The organism is Chromohalobacter canadensis (assembly GCF_034479555.1).
Classification (GTDB): Bacteria; Pseudomonadota; Gammaproteobacteria; order Pseudomonadales; family Halomonadaceae; genus Chromohalobacter; species Chromohalobacter canadensis.
On the sequence record NZ_CP140151.1, the window covers coordinates 613299 to 633082 of the forward strand.

At 63.3% G+C, this 19784-nt stretch carries 19 protein-coding genes; 14 read left to right on the forward strand and 5 right to left on the reverse strand.

Annotation, left to right across the window (positions count from 1 at the left end; all coding sequences use genetic code 11):
• Positions 1–4: 4 nt before the first annotated feature.
• Complete coding sequence (gene clpS, locus SR908_RS02960) at positions 5–400, reverse strand: ATP-dependent Clp protease adapter ClpS (protein WP_097024116.1); 396 nt, start codon at positions 398–400, stop codon at positions 5–7.
• Between the two features lie 226 nt (positions 401–626).
• Here clpS and SR908_RS02965 point away from each other — a divergent pair, with 226 nt between their 5' ends.
• The 8 genes from SR908_RS02965 (at position 627) to aceA (ending at position 8281) form a co-directional block, all read left to right on the forward strand.
• Positions 627–1226, forward strand: a complete 600-nt coding sequence (locus tag SR908_RS02965; protein WP_246920489.1) for a pseudouridine synthase — start codon at positions 627–629, stop codon at positions 1224–1226.
• Positions 1223–1672, forward strand: a complete 450-nt coding sequence (locus tag SR908_RS02970; RefSeq protein WP_246920486.1) for an NUDIX hydrolase — start codon at positions 1223–1225, stop codon at positions 1670–1672. The genes SR908_RS02965 and SR908_RS02970 overlap by 4 nt, the downstream gene beginning before the upstream one ends.
• A gap of 85 nt (positions 1673–1757) precedes the next feature.
• Entirely contained in the window at positions 1758–2912 is a 1155-nt protein-coding gene (gene mnmA / locus SR908_RS02975) for a tRNA 2-thiouridine(34) synthase MnmA (protein WP_097024119.1), read from the forward strand.
• The gene (hflD, locus tag SR908_RS02980) at positions 2909–3553 is read left to right on the forward strand and encodes a high frequency lysogenization protein HflD (RefSeq protein WP_097024120.1); all 645 of its coding nucleotides are present in this window, start codon (positions 2909–2911) and stop codon (positions 3551–3553) included. Before mnmA ends, hflD begins: the two co-directional genes overlap by 4 nt.
• A gap of 46 nt (positions 3554–3599) precedes the next feature.
• Positions 3600–4964, forward strand: a complete 1365-nt coding sequence (gene purB / locus SR908_RS02985; protein ID WP_097024121.1) for an adenylosuccinate lyase — start codon at positions 3600–3602, stop codon at positions 4962–4964.
• A 109-nt stretch (positions 4965–5073) separates the two neighbouring features.
• Positions 5074–6267: a cupin domain-containing protein gene (locus SR908_RS02990; RefSeq protein WP_246920482.1), complete on the forward strand. Its 1194-nt coding sequence runs from the start codon at positions 5074–5076 to the stop codon at positions 6265–6267.
• Positions 6260–6685 (forward strand): GNAT family N-acetyltransferase, encoded by a 426-nt coding sequence (locus SR908_RS02995; protein WP_246920479.1) that lies wholly within the window; start codon positions 6260–6262, stop codon positions 6683–6685. Before SR908_RS02990 ends, SR908_RS02995 begins: the two co-directional genes overlap by 8 nt.
• Before the next feature lie 285 nt (positions 6686–6970).
• The gene (aceA, locus tag SR908_RS03000) at positions 6971–8281 is read left to right on the forward strand and encodes an isocitrate lyase (RefSeq protein WP_097024124.1); all 1311 of its coding nucleotides are present in this window, start codon (positions 6971–6973) and stop codon (positions 8279–8281) included.
• 78 nt (positions 8282–8359) lie between these two features.
• Here aceA and asd read toward each other — a convergent pair whose 3' ends face one another.
• The 4 genes from asd to leuC form a co-directional block, all read right to left on the reverse strand.
• Positions 8360–9475 carry an aspartate-semialdehyde dehydrogenase gene (gene asd, locus SR908_RS03005; RefSeq protein WP_246920476.1) on the reverse strand — a complete coding sequence of 372 codons (1116 nt, stop codon included), beginning with the start codon at positions 9473–9475 and terminating at the stop codon, positions 8360–8362.
• Positions 9476–9531: 56 nt separating this feature from the next.
• Entirely contained in the window at positions 9532–10611 is a 1080-nt protein-coding gene (gene leuB / locus SR908_RS03010) for a 3-isopropylmalate dehydrogenase (protein ID WP_246920473.1), read from the reverse strand.
• 103 nt (positions 10612–10714) lie between these two features.
• On the reverse strand, positions 10715–11362 hold the full coding sequence (leuD, locus tag SR908_RS03015; protein ID WP_097024127.1) for a 3-isopropylmalate dehydratase small subunit: 648 nt from the start codon (positions 11360–11362) through the stop codon (positions 10715–10717).
• Between the two features lie 2 nt (positions 11363–11364).
• Positions 11365–12828 carry a 3-isopropylmalate dehydratase large subunit gene (leuC, locus tag SR908_RS03020; protein WP_246920471.1) on the reverse strand — a complete coding sequence of 488 codons (1464 nt, stop codon included), beginning with the start codon at positions 12826–12828 and terminating at the stop codon, positions 11365–11367.
• A gap of 220 nt (positions 12829–13048) precedes the next feature.
• Between leuC and SR908_RS03025 the strand changes: the two genes are divergently transcribed.
• The 6 genes from SR908_RS03025 to SR908_RS03050 all read left to right on the forward strand — a co-directional run bounded on the left by SR908_RS03025 (position 13049) and on the right by SR908_RS03050 (position 19771).
• Complete coding sequence (locus SR908_RS03025) at positions 13049–13945, forward strand: LysR family transcriptional regulator (protein ID WP_246920468.1); 897 nt, start codon at positions 13049–13051, stop codon at positions 13943–13945.
• Between the two features lie 209 nt (positions 13946–14154).
• Positions 14155–15321, forward strand: a complete 1167-nt coding sequence (locus tag SR908_RS03030; protein ID WP_246920465.1) for an aromatic ring-hydroxylating oxygenase subunit alpha — start codon at positions 14155–14157, stop codon at positions 15319–15321.
• On the forward strand, positions 15318–16085 hold the full coding sequence (locus SR908_RS03035; RefSeq protein ID WP_246920463.1) for an SDR family NAD(P)-dependent oxidoreductase: 768 nt from the start codon (positions 15318–15320) through the stop codon (positions 16083–16085). Before SR908_RS03030 ends, SR908_RS03035 begins: the two co-directional genes overlap by 4 nt.
• 66 nt (positions 16086–16151) lie before the next feature.
• Positions 16152–17111, forward strand: coding sequence for an ABC transporter substrate-binding protein (locus SR908_RS03040; protein ID WP_246920461.1), 960 nt, complete (start codon positions 16152–16154; stop codon positions 17109–17111).
• 29 nt (positions 17112–17140) lie between these two features.
• On the forward strand, positions 17141–18805 hold the full coding sequence (locus SR908_RS03045; RefSeq protein ID WP_246920459.1) for a choline dehydrogenase: 1665 nt from the start codon (positions 17141–17143) through the stop codon (positions 18803–18805).
• Positions 18806–18817: 12 nt separating this feature from the next.
• On the forward strand, positions 18818–19771 hold the full coding sequence (locus tag SR908_RS03050; protein WP_246920456.1) for a PDR/VanB family oxidoreductase: 954 nt from the start codon (positions 18818–18820) through the stop codon (positions 19769–19771).
• The last annotated feature ends 13 nt before the right edge of the window (positions 19772–19784 follow it).

The window sequence follows — 19784 nt, forward strand, 5'->3', positions numbered from 1 at the left end:
CGTCTCAGTCCGCCTCGTCGATATCGCACAGTAACGGATGCTCGCATTCGCGTGCGTACTCGTTGACTTGGTGACATTTGGTTTCCGCGATATCACGGGTGAAAATGCCGCAGGTCGCCTTGCCATGGCTATGCACGACAAGCATGATCTGCACGGCTTTCTCCCGCTCCAACGCAAAGAAGGTTTGCAGCACCTCGACGACGAACTCCATGGGAGTGAAATCATCGTTGTGCAGCACGACCTTGTACATCGGCGGCTTGGCCAGCTCCGGGTCCGCCGATTGGACCGATACGTCGCCCTCCGGGTCTTCGTGGGGATCCTCGCCGGGCGGTCGCGTCATGCCAAAGATGACTGCCGCGTCAGGCGCTCGAGGTACGAATGGGCTCTCTGATTCAAACATAGATGGAAATGTCCGTAAGTGCGCGCCGGATAGGCAAGACGACGCTCCCTAGGTCAACATCGCCGCCTATCTCCGGTGTCTTTAATGTGCGGCCGGCTGGGCATGGATGCAAGGTAGGCGCCACGAAAAAGCACGCTCCTGAACAGGAGCAAGTATGGCATCGCGCCCCGGGTGCGGAGTAGGCTTTGCCCATAGCCGCTGCTTGTCGAAAGGTCTGAGACCGCCCATGAGTTCGCTTTACCTGCTTCATAAACCTTATCAAATGCTCTCGCAGTTTACCGACACGCAAGGCAGGGCAACGCTCGCCGAGGCCATCGACGTGCCCGACATCTACCCGGCTGGCCGCCTCGACTACGATTCTGAGGGCTTGTTGCTGCTCACTGGGGACGGCGCGTTGGCGCACCGCATCAGTCACCCGCGCCACAAGCAGCCTAAAACCTACTGGGTGCAGGTCGAAGGCCACCCTGGGGAAACGGCCTTAAACGCGCTACGCAGCGGCGTTACACTAAAAGATGGCCCGACGCGCCCTGCCAAGGTGCGGCGCCTCGAATCGCCCGATATCGCACCGCGCCACCCGCCCGTGCGACATCGCGATGCTGTGCCAACCGCCTGGCTCGAGCTCACCCTGAGCGAGGGGCGCAACCGTCAGGTACGCCGCATGACAGCGCATGTCGGCTACCCCACGCTGCGCTTGATACGGGTCGCCATCGGCCCGTGGCGCCTCGCGGGGCTATCTCCGGGCGAATGGCGTCACGAAACCCTGCATGCGCCGCGCGCCCAGACCGCGCCGGCATCTCCCCACAAGCACCGCCGGAGTCGCCGATGAGCCGCTGGTCCCCGCATGTTACCGTCGCCAGCGTCATTGAGCGCGCGGGCCGTTACCTTCTGGTCGAGGAAGACAAAGGCGGGCCGTTTAGTCTATTCAACCAGCCGGCCGGCCATCTCGAGCCCGGCGAGCGCCTGACCCAGGCCGCCGAGCGCGAAACCCGCGAGGAAGCCGCCTGGCATATCACGCTGACCGGTTATCTGGGGCTTTACGTCTATACCGCGCCCGACGACCTGACATTTCATAGCCACGCTTTCGTCGGCATTCCTCTCGCCCATCTGGGTAACGACCTGGACAGTGGCATCGTCGCCGCGCATTGGCTGACACTCGACGAGATCGAAACCTTGGAGCGCTCGCACCGCCTGCGCAGTCCGCTCGTACTCAAGCGGATCCGCGACGCCCAGGCCGGGCGTCAGTTTCCCCTCGACGTGATTCACGAACGCTGATGCCGCGAATTCGAAGCATGAAGCCGGTTTCAGGTATAATAGCCGCTTTGACACCCATTCATCCTCAACTCATTCGAGAGTGACCATGTCTCACGCCACGGGATCCCGGGCCGCGGGGGCCGCCACCGCGTGCAAAGTCATCGTCGGCATGTCGGGCGGCGTCGATTCGTCCGTGACCGCCTTGACCCTGCTGGAGCAGGGTTATGCGGTCGAAGGCCTGTTCATGAAGAACTGGGACGAGGACGACGGCACCGAGTACTGCACCGCCAAGGAAGACCTCGCCGACGCCCAGGCCGTATGCGACGCCCTGGGCATCACGTTGCATACAGCGAACTTCGCCGCTGAGTATTGGGATAACGTCTTCGAGCATTTTCTCGCCGAGTACAAGGCCGGCCGGACACCCAATCCCGATATTCTTTGCAACCGCGAGATCAAGTTCAAAGTCTTCCTCGAGTACGCCGAAATGCTCGGTGCCGAGAAGATCGCCACGGGCCATTACGTTCGCCAGGGCTGGCGCGACGGCCACTGCCGGTTGCTCAAGGGGCTTGACGCCAACAAGGACCAGAGCTATTTCCTGCACGCCGTGCCGGAGGCCGCCATCGCGCGCACGCTGTTCCCGGTCGGCGAGATGGAAAAAAGCGAGGTCCGCGCCATCGCCGAGCGCCATGGCCTGGCCACTGCGCGCAAGAAGGATTCGACTGGCATCTGTTTCATCGGTGAGCGGCGCTTTGGCGACTTCCTGAAGCAATATCTTCCCGCGCAACCAGGCGTCATCGAAACGCCCGAGGGGGAGGTCATCGGCGAGCACATGGGGCTGATGTATTACACCCTCGGACAGCGCCAGGGCCTGGGCATCGGCGGACTGCCCAATCATCCCGATGCGCCCTGGTACGTGGCCGCCAAGGATCTCGAGCGCAACGTCCTGGTCGCCGTGCAAGGCAAGCACCATCCGCTCTTGTATACCGACAGCCTGAGCACCGAGCCCGTGGAGTGGGTCGCCGGTCAGCCGCCGGCACCGGAGGCACGCCTACAGGCCAAGACCCGCTATCGTCAGCAGGACGTCGCCTGTCAGGTTCGCGTGCTCGAGGACGGCAGCGTCGAAGCACTCTTCGACGACGCCCAGCGCGCGGTCACACCAGGCCAATCGCTGGTGCTTTACGAAGATGACATTTGCCTGGGCGGTGGCGTCATTCGTCAGACATGGAATCGACACGCGCGCCAAGGAGACAACGCCGCATGACGCCCACCCCGATCCAAAGCGCACCACAAAGCGCCGTCGCCCGCCAGGCCCTGGCCCTGGCGGGAGTTTTCCAGGCCGCCGCGGTGGTCGACGAGATGGCCCGTACCGGACAGTGCGACGAACGCGCCTGGAATACCCTGATTCATGCCACGCTGGAGACCAATCCAGAAAGCTTCGCGGCCATCTACGGCGGTCACCACAACAATCTGCGCCTGGGCATCGATACCCTCAGCGCGGTGATGGACCGCCAGCGTAACGACCCCGCCGTGATGCGCTATGGTTTCTCACTGGTGTTGCTGATGCAGAAGCTGCGCAAGGACGATGCCATGCTAGCCTCGCTGGGAGAGCGTCTGGGACGCGTTCAGGGCCAGGCCCAGCATTTCGGCGAAACGCACGAAAACGTGATCGCCAGCCTCGGCCAGCTCTACCAGGACACGCTGTCCACGTTCCGTTACCGCATCGTCGTGCAAGGCGATCCTAGCTTGCTGCAAAGCCGGATGATGCCCGAACGCGTGCGAGCCGCCTTGCTGACGGGCGTACGCTTCGCCCTGCTCTGGCACCAGCAAGGTGGCCGCCGTTGGAAGCTGCTGCTCCAGCGTCAGTCCATCAAGAAATCACTCAATGCCCTCGACGACCGCTGACGGTCCTCGCCGCGCGATTCGATTCACCACCCGGAAGACGACATCCATGGAACTTTCCGCTCTCACCGCTCTGTCCCCCGTTGATGGTCGCTATGGCGCCAAGGCCGTCGCCTTGCGCGAACATTTCAGCGAGTACGGCCTGATTCGTGCCCGCGTGACCGTCGAAGTCCGCTGGCTGGAGCGTCTCGCCGCGCATCCACAGATTATCGAAGTGCCCCCGCTGTCGGCACAGGCCACGGCCTTTCTCGGCCAGCTGGTGAGTGAGTTCTCGGTCGCCGACGCCGAGCGCATCAAGGAGATCGAGCGCACCACCAACCATGACGTCAAGGCGGTGGAGTACTTCCTGAAGGAAAAGGTCGCTGACTTCCCGGAACTGCATGCGGTCACGGAGTTCATCCATTTCGCCTGCACCAGTGAGGACATCAACAACCTCTCCCATGGCGTGATGCTTCGCGGTGGCCTCGATACCCTGCTGCCCACGCTGCGCGAGGTCGTCAACGCAGTCGAGCGCCTGGCCCACGAGCACGCCGAGCAGCCCATGCTCTCGCGCACTCACGGCCAGACCGCCAGCCCCACCACGCTGGGCAAGGAAATGGCCAATGTGGCGTATCGCCTGCGCCGCCAGCTCAAGCAGATCGAGGCCGCCGAGATCCTCGGCAAGATCAACGGTGCAGTGGGTAACTACAACGCCCACCTCACCACCTATCCAGAAATCGATTGGGCCGAAAACGCACGCGTTTTCGTCGAGAACCTGGGGCTGACCTTCAACCCCTATACCACGCAGATCGAGCCGCACGACTACATCGCCGAACTGTTCGATGCCATCGCCCGCTTCAACACCATCTTGATCGACTTCGATCGCGACGTGTGGGGCTATATCTCGCTGGGTTACTTCAAGCAGAAGACCGTCGAGGGCGAGATCGGCTCCTCGACCATGCCCCACAAGGTCAATCCCATCGATTTCGAGAACTCCGAGGGCAACCTCGGGCTCTCCAACGCGTTGCTCGGCCACCTCGCCGAGAAATTGCCGATTTCTCGCTGGCAACGTGACCTGACCGACTCCACGGTGCTTCGTAACCTCGGCGTAGGCCTGGCATACGGGCTGATCGCCTACCAGGCCACGCTCAAGGGGGTCAGCAAGCTGGAAGCCAATCCGGCACGCCTCGACGAGGATCTCGATCAGAACTGGGAAGTTCTCGCCGAGCCGATCCAGACCGTGATGCGCCGCTACGGGATCGAAAAGCCCTATGAAAAACTCAAGACGCTGACACGCGGCAAACGAGTCGACCAGGCCGGATTCGCGGCTTTCATCGACTCTCTGGAACTGCCCGACGACGTCAAGACCGAACTCAAGGCGCTGACGCCAGCCGCCTATATCGGTAATGCCGCCGAGCAAGCGCGCCAGGTATAATCAAGCCGTTCGATACGGGCGATGTCAGCAAGGCTATGTCATACGACTCCCTGTCATCGCCCACGCGTCACCTCATCGTTTTCGATTTTCCAACGCCCCGGGACGTCCTATGTCTTCCGATACTCCTCTCGCGATACTGGGCGGCTTGACCGCCGAGGCTTTCCTGCGTGACTACTGGCAAAAAAAACCGCTGCTGATTCGCGGTGCCTTCGCCGACTTCGAGTCGCCGCTCGCACCGGAGGAACTTGCCGGCCTGGCGTGCGAAGACGGTATCGAGGCCCGGCTTGTCGAGGCTCACGGCCCCGACAAGCCGTGGCAGGTCAGCCATGGGCCTTTCGATGACGCCACCTTCGCGCGCCTGCCCGACCGGGAATGGACCCTGCTGGTTCAGGCCGTCGATCATTACGTGCCCGAGGTCGCCGCCCTGCTCGAGGCCTTCGATTTCCTGCCGCGCTGGCGCCTCGACGACGTCATGGTCAGCTACGCGCCGCCCCAGGGCAGTGTTGGCCCTCATGTCGACAGCTATGATGTCTTCCTGCTACAGGGCAGTGGTCAGCGTCGCTGGCAACTCGGCGGCGAGCAGCCCGACGATGCCCCCATCGTCTCGGGCGTTGACCTTCGCATGCTCGAACGCTTCGAGGTCACGCCAGACGAAGACTGGGTGCTCGAGCCCGGCGACATGCTGTACCTGCCACCGCGTATCGCCCATCACGGGATCAGCCAGAGCGCCGACTGCATGACCTACTCGATCGGCTTCCGCGCACCGTCTACCGACGAAGTCATCACCTCGTTCGCCGACTACCTCGGTGAAATGCAGTCCGAGACCTCGCGTTATACCGACCCCGATCTGCGCCCCATCGAACACGCCGGCCGCGTCGATGACGACGCCATCGTGCGTCTGCGCACCTTGATGCTGTCGGTGATCGACGATCCGGCGCAGATGACACAATGGTTTGGACGCGTAATGACCCAACCCAAGTATGCCGATCAGCTCGCGCCCCTCGAGACGCCAACCGACAGCGATGCCATCACCGAAGGATTGGCGAAGGGACACTACTTGGAGCGTTCTCTGGGCTCGCGCTTCGCGTTTCACGAGGAGAACGGCCGCGCCACGCTGTTCACGGATGGCGACGGCCATGCCTGCCCGCCTGGTCTCGCGCGTCTACTGGCCGATACCACGCCACTGCATGCCGCCACGCTGGCATCTCACCTAGACGATCAGGCACTGACGCTGCTCGCCACGCTGGTCAGTCATGGCAGCCTCCACTGGCAAGACGAGACGCAGGAAGACGACGATGAGTGAGCGGCATGTCACCAGCGGTGATTGGGAGACGCAGGGTTCGGCATGTAGCGCGATCCGCAAGGTCGTATTCATCGAGGAGCAAAACGTCCCCAAGGCAGAAGAATGGGATGGTCGCGACCCGCAATGCCTGCATTTCCTGCTACATGTAGATGACCGCGCCGTAGGCACGGCGCGTCTCTTGCCGGACGGTCATATCGGCCGCGTGGCGATTCTCGAGGAAGCACGCGGCCAAGGGCTAGGCCTGCATTTGATGGAAGCGACACTGGTGGCGGCCCGAGAAGCCGGCCACCATGCCGTGCATTTGGATGCCCAGACCTACGCAATCCCCTTCTACGAACGTTTGGGCTTTACCGCGCATGGTAATGAGTTCCTCGATGCCAACATCCCCCATTACCATATGAGCCTGCATTTTCAATAAGTTGCCTCGGGCCTTTCTTACCTCTCGGAAAAACACTACATGACGCCGCGCCATTAGGGCGTCATGTAGTCAAACTACAACGTTTCCTGCGCCTAACTAGGCATTGTTGGCCTCGCTTGAGTGCGTCATATTTTTCATAAAGCCGAAGTTAAAACGGTTGTTTTACCGCAGCGCAATATCCGCGTCATTACGCGTACCACAGCGGAAAAGATCGCACTTCGGCTGAACGTGAAATGCCCTTTCGGGCACGCTCTGAACGCTCACGATGACCAAGAGGCAAGCGACATGTCCCAGACACGCGAACAGCAAATCGCCGCATTGGAACAGGATTGGAAAGAGAATCCGCGCTGGAAGGACGTCACGCGTCCGTATAGTGCCGAGGAAGTGGTGAGGCTCCGTGGTAGCGTCAATGAAGCGTATACGCTCGCCACGATAGGCGCCGAAAAGCTCTGGCGCCTGATCAACGGCGAGGCCCGCAAGGGCTACGTCAACTGTCTCGGCGCGCTGACCGGCGGCCAGGCCATGCAACAGGTCAAGGCGGGTATCGAGGCGATCTATCTATCGGGCTGGCAGGTCGCGGCCGACAACAACAGCTACCTATCGATGTACCCCGATCAGTCGCTTTACCCGGTGGATTCGGTGCCCAAGGTCGTTGAGCGTATCAACAACAGCTTCCGCCGTGCGGACCAGATCCAGTGGCAGAAAGGCGCCAATCCCGGCGATGCCGACTTCGTCGATTACTTCGCGCCCATCGTTGCCGATGCCGAGGCGGGGTTCGGCGGCGTGCTCAACGCCTATGAGCTGATGACGGCGATGATTCGCGCCGGCGCCAGCGGCGTGCATTTCGAGGATCAACTCGCCGCGGTCAAGAAATGCGGCCACATGGGGGGCAAGGTGCTGGTGCCCACCCAGGAAGCCGTGCAGAAACTGGTCGCTGCTCGTCTGGCCGCCGACGTGGCGGGCACATCGACGCTGGTCATCGCACGCACCGATGCCAACGCCGCCGATCTGATTACCGCCGACGTGGATGACTACGACAAGCCTTTCATCACCGGCGAGCGCACCGCCGAAGGCTTCTACCGGGTCAACGCCGGGCTCGATCAAGCCATCGCCCGAGGCCTGGCCTACGCGCCCTTCGCGGATGTGATCTGGTGCGAAACCGCCAAGCCGGATCTTGACGAGGCCAAGCGTTTCGCCGATGCGATCCACCGCGAATACCCCAATCAATTGCTGGCCTATAACTGCTCGCCGTCATTCAACTGGAAGAAAAATCTAGACGACGCCGAGATCGCCGGCTTCCAGAAAGCCCTGGCCGATATGGGCTACACCTACCAATTCATCACCTTAGCCGGCATTCACAACATGTGGTACAACATGTTCGATCTCGCCCACGCCTACGCCCAAGGTGAAGGCATGAAGCATTATGTCGAAAAGGTTCAGCAGCCGGAATTCGAGGCGGCCGAGCGCGGCTACACCTTCGTCGCCCACCAGCAGGAAGTCGGCACCGGCTACTTCGACGACATGACCAACATCATCCAGGGTGGGGTCTCCTCGGTGACCGCCCTCAAGGGTTCCACCGAGGAAGCGCAGTTCTGACACGCCGCACACTCGCCTAAAATGAGAAGGGCGCCCGTTGGGCGCCCTTCGTCTTGCTTTTTCATGCGTGCGTGCGGTTCAGCCTTGCTCGCGAAGGATGCCGAGCATTCGCTTGAGCGGCTCTGCCGCGCCCCACAGCAGCTGATCGCCTACCGAAAAGGCGGAGAGGTATTCGCCGCCCATGGCCAGCTTACGCAGGCGCCCCACCGGCACGTCCAACGTGCCGGTAGCGGCCGCCGGTGTCAGGCTTTGCAAGGTGGCGTCCTTATCGTTGGGAATCACCTTCGCCCACTGGTTGTGCTTGGCCAGACGGTCTTCGATCTCGTCGAGCGGCACGTCCTGCTTGAGCTTGATGGTGAAGGCTTGGCTATGCGAGCGCATCGCACCGATCCGCACGCACAAGCCGTCGATGGGAATCGGCGAATCGCCGGTGGCGAGAATCTTGTTGCTCTCGACCCCGCCTTTCCACTCTTCCTTGCTCTGACCGTTGTCCATCGCCTTGTCGATCCACGGCAACAGGCTGCCGGCCAGTGGCTCACCGAACTGCTCGGTGGGAAAGTCACCGCCGCGCATGGCCTGCGTCACCTGGCGGTCGATATCCAGGATCGCACTGCCGGGATCCGCCAGCGAGGATGCCGCAGCACCGTGCAGGGCACCCATCTGGGAAAGCAGCTCGCGCATGTGCTTGGCGCCCGAGCCCGAAGCGGCCTGGTAGGTCATGGAGGTCATCCACTCCACCATATTGGCCTCGAACAAGCCGCCCAAGCCCAGCAGCATCAGGCTGACGGTGCAATTGCCGCCCACGAACGTCTTGCCGCCGTTGGCGAGACTGCGTTCAATGACGTGACGGTTGACCGGATCGAGCACGATGGTTGCCTCGTCCGCCATGCGCAGCGTGCTGGCGGCGTCGATCCAGTAGCCTTGCCAGCCGGCCTCGCGTAGCGGGCGATAGACGCTTTCTGTGTAGTCGCCGCCCTGAGCGGTGACCACCACGTCGAGACTCTTGAGAGCCTCCAGGTCACGGGCATCCTTGAGGGGCGGCACTTCAACCCCGATGTCGGGGCCAGGCTGGCCGACCTGAGAGGTCGTGAAGAACACCGGTTCGAGGCCAGCAAAATCGCCATCCTCGCGCATGCGTTGCATGAGGACGGATCCCACCATTCCCCGCCAACCGACAAAACCGACTCTAAGCATGTGTCGTCCTCCTGAAATCTACGAATGGGCGTATGGCCATGATACGTGAGCCGCGCTCATTGCGCCTGGAATGCCGCCAACACGGCATCGCCCATCGCCTGGGTCGAGACGGGGGCCGTGCCCTCGAAGGCGATATCGGCGGTACGCAGCCCCTGATCGAGCACCGAGCCCACGGCGCGTTCGATGCGCTCGGCGAGCTGCGGCGCCTCGAGGGAATAGCGCAGCATCATGGCCACGGACAAGATCGTCGCCAACGGGTTGGCGACGCCTTGCCCGGCAATATCCGGCGCGCTGCCGTGACAGGGCTCGTACATGCCCTGACGTTGTTCGTTGAGCGATGCCGAGGGCAACATGCCGATCGAGCCCGTCAGCATCGCCGCAGCGTCGGAGAGGATATCACCGAACATGTTGCCGGTAACGATGACGTCGAACTGCTTCGGCGCGCGCACCAGCTGCATGGCGGCGTTGTCGACGTACATGTGCGACAGTTCGACATCCGGATACTCCGGCGCCAGTCGCTCCATGACCTCGCGCCACAGGATGGTGGCCTCCAGCACGTTGGCCTTGTCCACCGAGCAGAGCTTGCCACCGCGTGCGCGCGCCATCTCGAAGGCCACGCGGCCGATACGCTCGATCTCGTGCTCGGCGTAGATATAGGTATTGAAGCCGACTTTCTCGCCGTCGCGTTCTTCGATGCCTCGCGGCTGACCGAAATAGATCCCGCCGGTGAGTTCGCGCACGATCATGATGTCCAGCCCGGCGACAATCTCGGGCTTGAGGCTCGAAGCCGAGGCCAATTGCGGATACAGCAGCGCCGGGCGCAGGTTGCCGAACAGATTGAGGTTCTTTCGCAGCCCCAGAAGCCCTTTCTCGGGGCGCTTGGCAAGATCCTCGATCTTGTCCCACTGGGGGCCACCCACGGCACCCAGCAACACCGCATCGGCGGCCTTGGCACGCGCCAGCGTCTCATCGGGAAGCGGCACGCCATGGGCGTCGATCCCCGCCCCGCCGACCAAGCCTTCTTCGACGTCAACGTCCAGGCCCGCCTCACGGCACGCGTTGAGGATCTTGACCGCCTCACGGGTAATTTCCGGGCCGATACCGTCGCCCGGCAGAACGAGAATCTTGCGACTCATGGCGTACTCTCTCGATGCATCACTGATGACGTCTCGGGCGCGCACCGGATGACTTGGCGTCCCGGGCGTGCCCGTGTGGTTCATGAATGGCCGGCAGCTACCGTCAACTCGCTTGGCGGAACAACCATGGCCGCGCCTGGCGATGACGCTTTTCGAAGTCATCGATAGCGTCAGCGTCCTTCAACGTCAGGCCGATATCGTCCAGTCCTTCGAGCAGGCAATGCTTGCGGAACGAGTCGACCTCGAAGGCCAGCACTTCACCGCTGGGCGTGGTGACCTGCTGCGTCTCCAGGTCGACGTCCAGCCGATAGCCTTCCTCGGCCTCAGCTTCCTGGAACAGCCGATCCACCGTGGCTTCGTCGAACGTGATCAGCAACAGGCCGTTCTTGAAGGCATTGTTGAAGAAGATATCGGCGAAGCTCGGTGCGATGATCACGCGAAATCCGAAGTCCTCCAGTGCCCAGGGGGCATGCTCGCGCGAACTGCCGCAGCCGAAGTTGCGGCGTGCCAGCAATACACTGGCGCCCTGGTAACGCGACTGGTTGAGCACGAAATCCGGATTGAGCGGGCGGTTGGCGACGTCCTGGCCCGGATAGCCCTCGTCCAGGTAGCGCAGCTCGTCGAACAGATTGGGGCCGAAGCCGGTACGCTTGATCGACTTCAGAAACTGCTTGGGAATGATCAGGTCGGTATCCACGTTGGCGCGATCCATGGGCGCCACGAGGCCCTGATGACGATCGAACTGTCGCATGCTCACGCCTCCTGTACTTGGCTGTCATCGTTGGCGGCACGCTCGGCCCCAAAATCGCGCACGTCGACGAAGTGTCCGGCGATGGCGGCGGCGGCTGCCATGGCGGGGCTCACCAGATGCGTGCGGCCTCCGTAGCCCTGGCGTCCCTCGAAGTTACGATTGGACGTCGAAGCGCAATGCTCGCCGGTACCCAGCTTGTCGGCATTCATCGCCAGGCACATGGAGCACCCCGGCTCGCGCCATTCGAAGCCCGCCTCGAGGAAGATTTTGTCCAGCCCTTCCTCCTCGGCCTGGCGTTTGACCAGCCCGGAGCCGGGTACGACCATCGCCAGTTGGATGGAATCCGCCACCTTGCGCCCCTTGGCGACCTTGGCCGCTTCGCGCAAGTCTTCGATGCGCGAGTTGGTGCACGAGCCGATGAAGACCTTGTCGAGCTGAATATCGGTGATCTGCTGCCCTGCGTGAAGCCCCATGTACTCAAGCGCACGCGAGACGCCCTGCTGCACGGTCTCGTCGCCGGAAGCCGTCGGGTCCGGCACCTGCGCACCGACACCGGCGACCATCTCCGGGCTGGTGCCCCAGGTGACCTGCGGCTCGATCGCGGCAGCATCGAGCTCGATGCCTTTATCGAAATCCGCACCGCTGTCAGAGACCAACCCGCGCCAGTCGGCGACCGCCGCGTCCCAGTATTCCTCGCTGGGCGCGAAGGGGCGTCGACGCAGGTACTCGATGGTCGTCTCGTCGACCGCCACCAGGCCCACACGTGCGCCAGCCTCGATGGCCATGTTGCAGATGGTCATGCGGCCTTCCATGGAAAGGTCGCGAATCGCGCTACCGGCGAACTCGATGGCATAGCCTGTGCCGCCGGCGGTGCCGATCTTGCCGATCACGGCCAGCACGATATCCTTCGCCGTCACGCCGAGACCCAGCTCGCCCTCGACGCGCACCTGCATGTTCTTCATCTTGCGCTGAATCAGGCACTGGGTCGCCAGCACATGCTCGACCTCGGAGGTGCCGATGCCGTGCGCCAAGGCTCCGAAGGCACCGTGCGTGGCAGTGTGCGAGTCGCCACAGACGACCGTCATTCCGGGCTGCGTGGCGCCTTGCTCCGGCCCTACCACGTGCACGATGCCCTGGCGTGCATCGTTGATGCGGAACTCTTCGATGCCAAAACTGGTGCAATTGTCGTCCAGCGTCTCGACCTGAATGCGTGAGACCGGATCGACGATGCCCGCGTTACCCTCGGCACGCTCCTTGAGTGTGGTCGGCACGTTATGGTCCGGCGTGGCGAGATTGGTATCCAGCCGCCACGGCTTGCGCCCGGCGAGACGTAGCCCCTCGAAGGCCTGGGGCGAGGTCACCTCGTGCAACAGGTGACGGTCGATGTAGATCAACGCCGTACCATCGTCGCGTTCCTTTACCAGGTGCCGCGACCAAAGCTTGTCGTAAAGAGTCTGGCCTGCCATGGAATCTCCTCCACTCGTGCCTCCCCGACCGGGAAGATTGGGCGATGACGATCTATGCCGTCTTGCAACATGTCGCCTTACAACATGTCGCTAGCTACGCGCCGCGATAACCGACGCAACCTTGATGCCCCTAAGCCTAAGGGGGGTTATGGATAAACGCAATTCATGTTATTTATGCTTTGGATTCCAAAATAGAATACCTACCCAAGAGAGCGCGCTCATGGATACGCAAAGCCTGCAAGCCTTCCTCGCGGTCGCCGATTACGGCTCGTTCTCGCTCGCCGCGGAGCAGCTCCACCTGACCCAGCCCGCCGTCAGCAAGCGCATCGCGGGCCTCGAGGGACAAGTCGGCGCGCAGCTCTTCGACCGCCTCAACCGCCGCGTGACACTCACCGAAGCCGGTCGCACCCTGCTGCCGCGTGCCCGCCAGATTCTGGTGATGTTCGACGACAGCCGCCGCGCGCTTTCCAACCTCAGTGGCGACGTCAGCGGCAGCCTGACCATGGCCACCAGTCACCATGTCGGCTTGCACCGTCTGCCACCGCTGCTCAAGGCTTATACCCAGGCATACCCGGACGTACGCATGGACATGCGCTTTCTGGACTCGGAGCAGGCCTATCAAGGCGTGCTGGACGGCGACCTGGAGCTCGCCGTGGTCACGCTGGCGCCGGTGCCCGATCCGGCGCTGACAGTGGTGCCGGTGTGGATCGACCAGTTGCGCTTCGTTTGCGGGCACGAGCACGCCCTCGCAGGACACGATACGCTCGCCCTGTCGGCGCTGTCCGATTACGACGCCGTGCTGCCGGGACATCTGACCTTCACCCGGGGCATCGTGGTGGAAACCTTCGCCCGCGACGGCCTGCAAGTGAACGTCTCGCTGTCCACTAATTACCTCGAAACCCTCAAGATGATGGTGGCCATCGGCTTGGGATGGAGCGTGCTGCCCGAGTCCATGATCGACGACGACATCAAGCTCATGCCCATTGAGCATCGCCCCATCCAACGCCCACTGGGTTACCTGTTTCACAAGAGCCGTACTCTCTCCAACGCCGCACGGGCCATGATCGAGATGCTGGATGCCGCCCAGGACACGACCGCCCAAGACTGGTCGTCATGACCCCATGTCGTGAAAGATCAACATCACCCACAAGATAGCCAGGGCCTTCGCCTTTTTTCGTCACTCTTATTTGATCTATAGCGACACAAAAACGCCGTTTATTATCAACCCGGCCGATACGTCGTGTCAGAAAACATCATGTGAGCTGCACAGCACCGCCTTAGCCTTGTGCCAGACCAACGACACAAACCGCTTGCATGAGGCAGGACATGACCAACACGACTCCCCAAGCGTGGGCGGAGCAGCCCGCGGAAACAGCATTGACCCTTCCGGCCCGTTATTTCTACGACCCGCAACTCTTCGCCGCCGAGCGTGACCGCATCTTCATGGGCGCCTGGCATTTCGCCTGTCATGTCAACGAGGTGGCCGAGCCCGGCGCCTTCGTGGTGCGCGAGATCTTCGATCAGAGCGTCATCGTGATACGTGACCGCCAAGGTGAGTTGCACGCCTTTCATAACGTCTGCCAGCACCGTGGCAACCGTCTGCTCAACGAGACGCGCGGCGTTCAGAAAGGCGTCATCCGCTGTGCCTATCACTCCTGGTGCTACGGGCTGGACGGCAGCCTGCGCGCCGCGCCACGCAGCGACCGGATCGCGGCCTTCAATGTCGATGATTACCACATCCCGCCGGTACGCCTGGAAGTCTTCGCGGGGGGCGTCTACTTCAATCTCGATCCCAACGCGACCGACATGCAGACGCTTTTCCCCGGTGCCGAGACCGCCATACGCGAGGCGATTCCGGACCTGGACGCCATGCAGCTAATCCAGGAAGACGACGTCATCATCCCGGCCAACTGGAAAGTGATCATGGACAACTCCATCGAAGGCTATCACTTCCAGCTTTCGGGGCCCCACCACGTCGACCTGGCCGCCTTGATCGATTTCGATGGCTACCGCCTGACCCATCACGACAACTGGTGGACCTATGGCGCGCCGCCCAATGCCAGCGCCAAGCAAGCCTACGGCGTGCCGCTGGACCGCCCGCCCGGCAACGGCGATGGCTTTTTCAACATCGGCATCTGGCCGCATAACACCTTCTACCAGTTCCCGTTCTCGCAGTGCATGGGCACGTTCATGATCATCCCGCTGGATGCCGAACGCTCGATCCTGCGCTTCGGGTATTACACCCCGCACGACACGCTGCCGGAAGTGACCAAGGCCAGCATGCGCTGGATGAACGAAGAGCTCGGCCCCGAGGACATCGAGCTCAACATCAGCGTGCAGAAAGGCCTGCACTCGCTGGGCTATGACCAAGGCCGTTACATGATAGATGCCGCGCGCAGCAATGAAAGCGAGCATCTGGTGCTGCACTTCCACCGTCTGGTGTTCCAGGCCCTGCACGGCGACGCCACCACACCCCAGGAGGCGCCGTCATGACATTCACCGGTCAACGCGTGCTGGTGACCGGTGGCGCCCGCGGTATCGGCGCCGCCACGGCACGGCGCTTTCTGGAACAGGGCGCACGCGTCGCCATCGGCGCACGCCGAGAAGCCTCCGTCGACGCGTTTCGCGATTCGCTGGCGAATACCGACCTGGCCGCTGCCACGGTGGAAGCCGCCGTCGGCGAGATCGGCACCCAGGACGAATGCCAGGCGGTCGTGGAAACCGCCGTCGCGCGTCTCGGTGGACTCGACATCCTGGTCAATTGCGCCGGCGTCTTCGAGGAAGTGCCCTTCGAGGCGGTCACGCAGGAACACTGGGAGAGCACCTTCCGCGTCAACGTGGGCGGCACCTTCTTCTGCATCCAGGCGGCGCTACCGCACCTGGAGGCCAGTGGCGGTAACGTCGTCAACCTGGGCTCGGATGCCGGCCTGATCGGCTTTCCGCCGAGCAGCGTCTACTCCGGCGCCAAGGCCGCTGTGGTCAACCTGACCCGTGCCCTGGCCCTGGAGCTGGCCGGCCGCATACGGCTTAACTGCGTGTGCCCGGGCAATGTCGAGACCGACATGATCCAGCACGCCGCCGAGACCAGCGACGATCCACATGCTTATCTGGACGCGGCCCATCGACGTTCGCCCCTGAAGCGCATGGGGCAACCGCAAGAGATCGCCGATGCCGTGCTCTATCTCGCCTCCCCCCAGGCGGGCTTCACGCATGGCGCCATCCTGTCCGTCGACGGTGGCGGCGTGTGCGGCTTTTGAGCCCTCACTGCATCGCGCACCGCCCCTGACGACAACACAACGACAATACACCACGAGGAGACTCCCATGACCGCTACCCCCCGACACCGCACCCCACTGGGCCGTTTGACGTCCACGCTCATCGGCGGCGCCATGGGCGCGCTGCTGCTCGCACCTTTCGGGATCGCCCAGGCCGAGGACGACAGGGTCCGCTTCGGCACGCCGCAATGGCCCGGTGCTACCGTCAAGTCGGAAGTGGCACGACAGATTCTGGATACGCTCGGCTATCGCACCTCGCTGCGGGAAGCCAGCTCGTCGATCATCCTGGAAGGCATGGCGAGCGGCGATCTCGACGTCAACATGGCGCTCTGGCGGCCGTCACAAAGCGGCATGCTCGACCCTCGTCTGGAGTCCGGCGAACTGGTCGAAGTCGTCAAGAACATCGACGGCGCACGCTTTCAGCTCGCGGTTCCCGAGTATGTTTGGGACGCCGGCGTGCATTCGATGGCCGACCTCGCCGAGCACGCGGAACGCTTTGATCGCACCTTCTATGGCATCGAGCCAGGCAACGTCGGCAACGAATTGATGCAGAAAGCCATCGACGACGGCACCTACGGCCTGGATGACTGGCGAGTCGCCGCGTCCAGCGAGACCGGCATGATGTCGCAAGTCGAAAGCGACATCCGCAACGACCAATGGATCGCCTTCCTTGGCTGGGAACCGCATTGGATGAACGTCGACTTCGACATTCGCTACCTCGAGGACCCCAAGAACCTGTGGGGCGACGCCAGTTCAGTGTCCACGGTGGTTGCCAGCAACTTCGCCGAGCGTCACCCCAACGTCATCGCCTTTCTCGACAGCATGGTCGTGCCCATCGAGGTCCAGGACCAATGGGTCTACGCCTTCAGTCGCGATGATCAGCCGCTGGAAGCGGTCGCCGCGAACTGGATCCAGTCGCATCCCGAGCGGGTCAACGCCTGGCTCGAAGGCGTCACCACGGCGGATGGTGATACGAGTGCACAAGACGCCTACCAGGCCTCGCGTTGAACTTTCGCCCTTCGCCTCAGGATGCTTGCATGACAACTCATCAAGATTACGACTACATCATCGTCGGGGCAGGGTCGGCCGGTTGCGTGCTGGCCGACCGACTCACCGCCGATGGCGAAGCCCACGTATTGCTGCTCGAAGCCGGGCCTCGTGATCGCTCGTGGACCATCGACATGCCGGCCGCCATGGGAGCGGCCATCGATGGGCCACGCTTCAACTGGCACTATTGGTCGGGCCCCGAGCCCCACCTCGACGAACGGCGCATCGCCACGCCTCGCGGGCGCACGCTGGGCGGCTCGTCGTCGATCAACGGCATGGTGTACATCCGTGGCCACGCCCGCGATTACGATGTCTGGGAAGAAGCCGGCTGCCACGGTTGGGGCTACCGGCACGTCCTGCCCTACTTTCGCCGTGCCGAAACCCACGAACTGGGCGCCGATGCCTACCATGGCGAGACAGGGCCTTTGCATGTCAGTGCCGGTCGTCCCGAGGATCCCTTGGCAAAAGCCTTCCTGGCCGCCGGGGAGGAAGCCGGCTATGCCGCCAGCGACGATCTCAACGGCTACCGTCAGGAAGGCTTCGGCCGTGTCGACCGCACGACGCGCGCGGGCAGGCGCTGGAGCACGGCGCGTGGCTACCTGGCACGCGCCGAAAAGCGCGCCAACCTGACGGTCGTCACCCACGCGCTGGCCCAGCGCGTGCTCGTCGGCGAGGCCGGTGCCGAGGGTGTCGAATATCGCCACGAGGAGACGTTATACCGAGCACACGCCACCCGTGAGGTCATCCTGGCGGGTGGTGCCATCAACAGCCCCCAGTTGTTGATGCTCTCCGGCATCGGCCCCGACGACGAATTGGCCCGCTGGGGCATTCCTCGCGTCCACACGCTCGATGGCGTGGGCCGTCGCCTCAGTGACCACCCGGATACCGTGGTGGCGTACCGCTGCCGCCAGCCAGTCTCACATGCGCCCTGGACCTATGCCCCCCGCAAGTGGTGGCTAGGCATGCGCTGGTTCCTCGATCGGCGCGGCCTCGCGGCGAGCAACCAGTTCGATGCTGGCGCCTTCATCCGCTCGCGGGCGGGGGTCGAGCATCCCGACCTCCAGTTGACGTTCATGTCACTGGCCATCGCGCCCGGCACCACCGAAAGCCTGCGCGAACATGCGTTCCAGGTGCACATCGATTTGATGCGCCCCACGAGCATGGGCCGCGTGCGCCTCAGGAGCGCGGCCCCCGCGCGAGCGCCGGACATCGTCTTCAACTACCTGGCCAGCGAGCGCGACCGCGCCGACATGCGCGCGGCCGTGCGTTGCGTCAGGGAACTGGTCGAGCAGCCGGCATTCGCGGATTTGCGGGGCGAGGAAATTTCCCCCGGTGCCGACTGCCAGAGCGATGAGGCGCTGGATGCCTGGGCGCGCGCCACCACCGAAACCGGCTATCACGCCGCCGGCACCTGCAAGATGGGCCCAGCCGACGATCCGGAAGCCGTGGTCGACCCCGAGCTTCGCGTGCATGGCGTCGCCGGCTTGCGCGTGGTCGATGCCTCGATCATGCCCCGCGTGGTCAGCGGCAATACCAATGCGCCGACCGTCATGATCGCTGAAAAGGCCAGCGACATGATCCTCGGCCATGCCCCGCCGATGCCCTCGGATGCTCCCTTCTGGCTGCATGACGACTGGCAACACCAGCAACGTTGAGGAGGACATGCCATGACCGCGACGCCATTCGACGTCGTGATCGAAAGCCACCAGCGGCTATCGAGCGCTATCTACCAGATCGAGTTGGCCGCCGCCGATGGCGCTGCCCTGCCTCCGGCCCCGGCGGGTGCCCATCTCGAGATACACCTTCCCAATGGCCTGGTACGTCACTATTCGCTGCTGGACGACGCGCGTCACGGCCGTTATCGCATCGGCGTGCTGCATGACCCGGCCTCGCGCGGGGGATCCGCCTTTCTGGCCGAGCAGGCCGGGCTCGGCACGCGACTGCGCGTTTCCCCGCCCCAGGATCGCTTTCCCCTCGCCGACGCCCGGCAGCACTACCGGCTGATTGGTGGCGGGATTGGCATCACGCCACTCGTCGCCATGGCACGCCGACTCGTCGAGCGGGGCGACACGGTCGAGGTGCATTACCTGGTGCGCCACCGGGACGAGGCGGCGTTCCTCGACGAACTCCGCGCGTTCCTGCCCGCGTCGCGGCTGCACCTGCACGCCTCCGCCACGCAGGGAAGGCTCGCTCCGCGTGCGCTGCTGGGCGACTACACGCCGGACACCGGCGTTTATGCCTGCGGCCCCGAAAGCCTGCTGGACGCCTTGACCGACGCGGCACAGGCGTGGCCCCCGGGCGCACTGCAAATGGAACGTTTCCGGGGCGCATCGCAAGCGCCGGCAGCGCGTACCACGCCTTGCCAGATCGAGCTCGCGCGCAGCGATAAGCACTTCACGCTCGCCGAGGATGAAACCCTGCTCGACGGCCTGGCACGCGCCGGCGCGGCGCCGGACAGCCTGTGCTGTGAAGGGGCCTGCGGCACCTGCGGTATCCCCGTGCTCGCAGGCGAGGTCGAGCATCGCGACGTGCTCCAGTCCGATGCCGAAAAAGCCACCAACGACATCATTTACGTCTGCGTTTCGCGCCCCAAGGGGGAGCGACTGGTGCTTGACCTGTGAGGTCGGCACGAGC

Coding starts and splice junctions, on each gene's coding strand:
- clpS (WP_097024116.1), bottom strand. CDS start 400: ATGTTTGAATCAGAGAGCCCATTCGTACCTCGAGCGCCTGACGCGGCA.
- SR908_RS03035 (WP_246920463.1), top strand. CDS start 15,318: ATGACATTCACCGGTCAACGCGTGCTGGTGACCGGTGGCGCCCGCGGT.
- SR908_RS02965 (WP_246920489.1), top strand. CDS start 627: ATGAGTTCGCTTTACCTGCTTCATAAACCTTATCAAATGCTCTCGCAG.
- SR908_RS02970 (WP_246920486.1), top strand. CDS start 1,223: ATGAGCCGCTGGTCCCCGCATGTTACCGTCGCCAGCGTCATTGAGCGC.
- SR908_RS03030 (WP_246920465.1), top strand. CDS start 14,155: ATGACCAACACGACTCCCCAAGCGTGGGCGGAGCAGCCCGCGGAAACA.
- SR908_RS03025 (WP_246920468.1), top strand. CDS start 13,049: ATGGATACGCAAAGCCTGCAAGCCTTCCTCGCGGTCGCCGATTACGGC.
- purB (WP_097024121.1), top strand. CDS start 3,600: ATGGAACTTTCCGCTCTCACCGCTCTGTCCCCCGTTGATGGTCGCTAT.
- SR908_RS03050 (WP_246920456.1), top strand. CDS start 18,818: ATGACCGCGACGCCATTCGACGTCGTGATCGAAAGCCACCAGCGGCTA.
- SR908_RS03045 (WP_246920459.1), top strand. CDS start 17,141: ATGACAACTCATCAAGATTACGACTACATCATCGTCGGGGCAGGGTCG.
- mnmA (WP_097024119.1), top strand. CDS start 1,758: ATGTCTCACGCCACGGGATCCCGGGCCGCGGGGGCCGCCACCGCGTGC.
- leuC (WP_246920471.1), bottom strand. CDS start 12,828: ATGGCAGGCCAGACTCTTTACGACAAGCTTTGGTCGCGGCACCTGGTA.
- aceA (WP_097024124.1), top strand. CDS start 6,971: ATGTCCCAGACACGCGAACAGCAAATCGCCGCATTGGAACAGGATTGG.
- leuD (WP_097024127.1), bottom strand. CDS start 11,362: ATGCGACAGTTCGATCGTCATCAGGGCCTCGTGGCGCCCATGGATCGC.
- hflD (WP_097024120.1), top strand. CDS start 2,909: ATGACGCCCACCCCGATCCAAAGCGCACCACAAAGCGCCGTCGCCCGC.
- leuB (WP_246920473.1), bottom strand. CDS start 10,611: ATGAGTCGCAAGATTCTCGTTCTGCCGGGCGACGGTATCGGCCCGGAA.
- SR908_RS02990 (WP_246920482.1), top strand. CDS start 5,074: ATGTCTTCCGATACTCCTCTCGCGATACTGGGCGGCTTGACCGCCGAG.
- SR908_RS03040 (WP_246920461.1), top strand. CDS start 16,152: ATGACCGCTACCCCCCGACACCGCACCCCACTGGGCCGTTTGACGTCC.
- asd (WP_246920476.1), bottom strand. CDS start 9,475: ATGCTTAGAGTCGGTTTTGTCGGTTGGCGGGGAATGGTGGGATCCGTC.
- SR908_RS02995 (WP_246920479.1), top strand. CDS start 6,260: ATGAGTGAGCGGCATGTCACCAGCGGTGATTGGGAGACGCAGGGTTCG.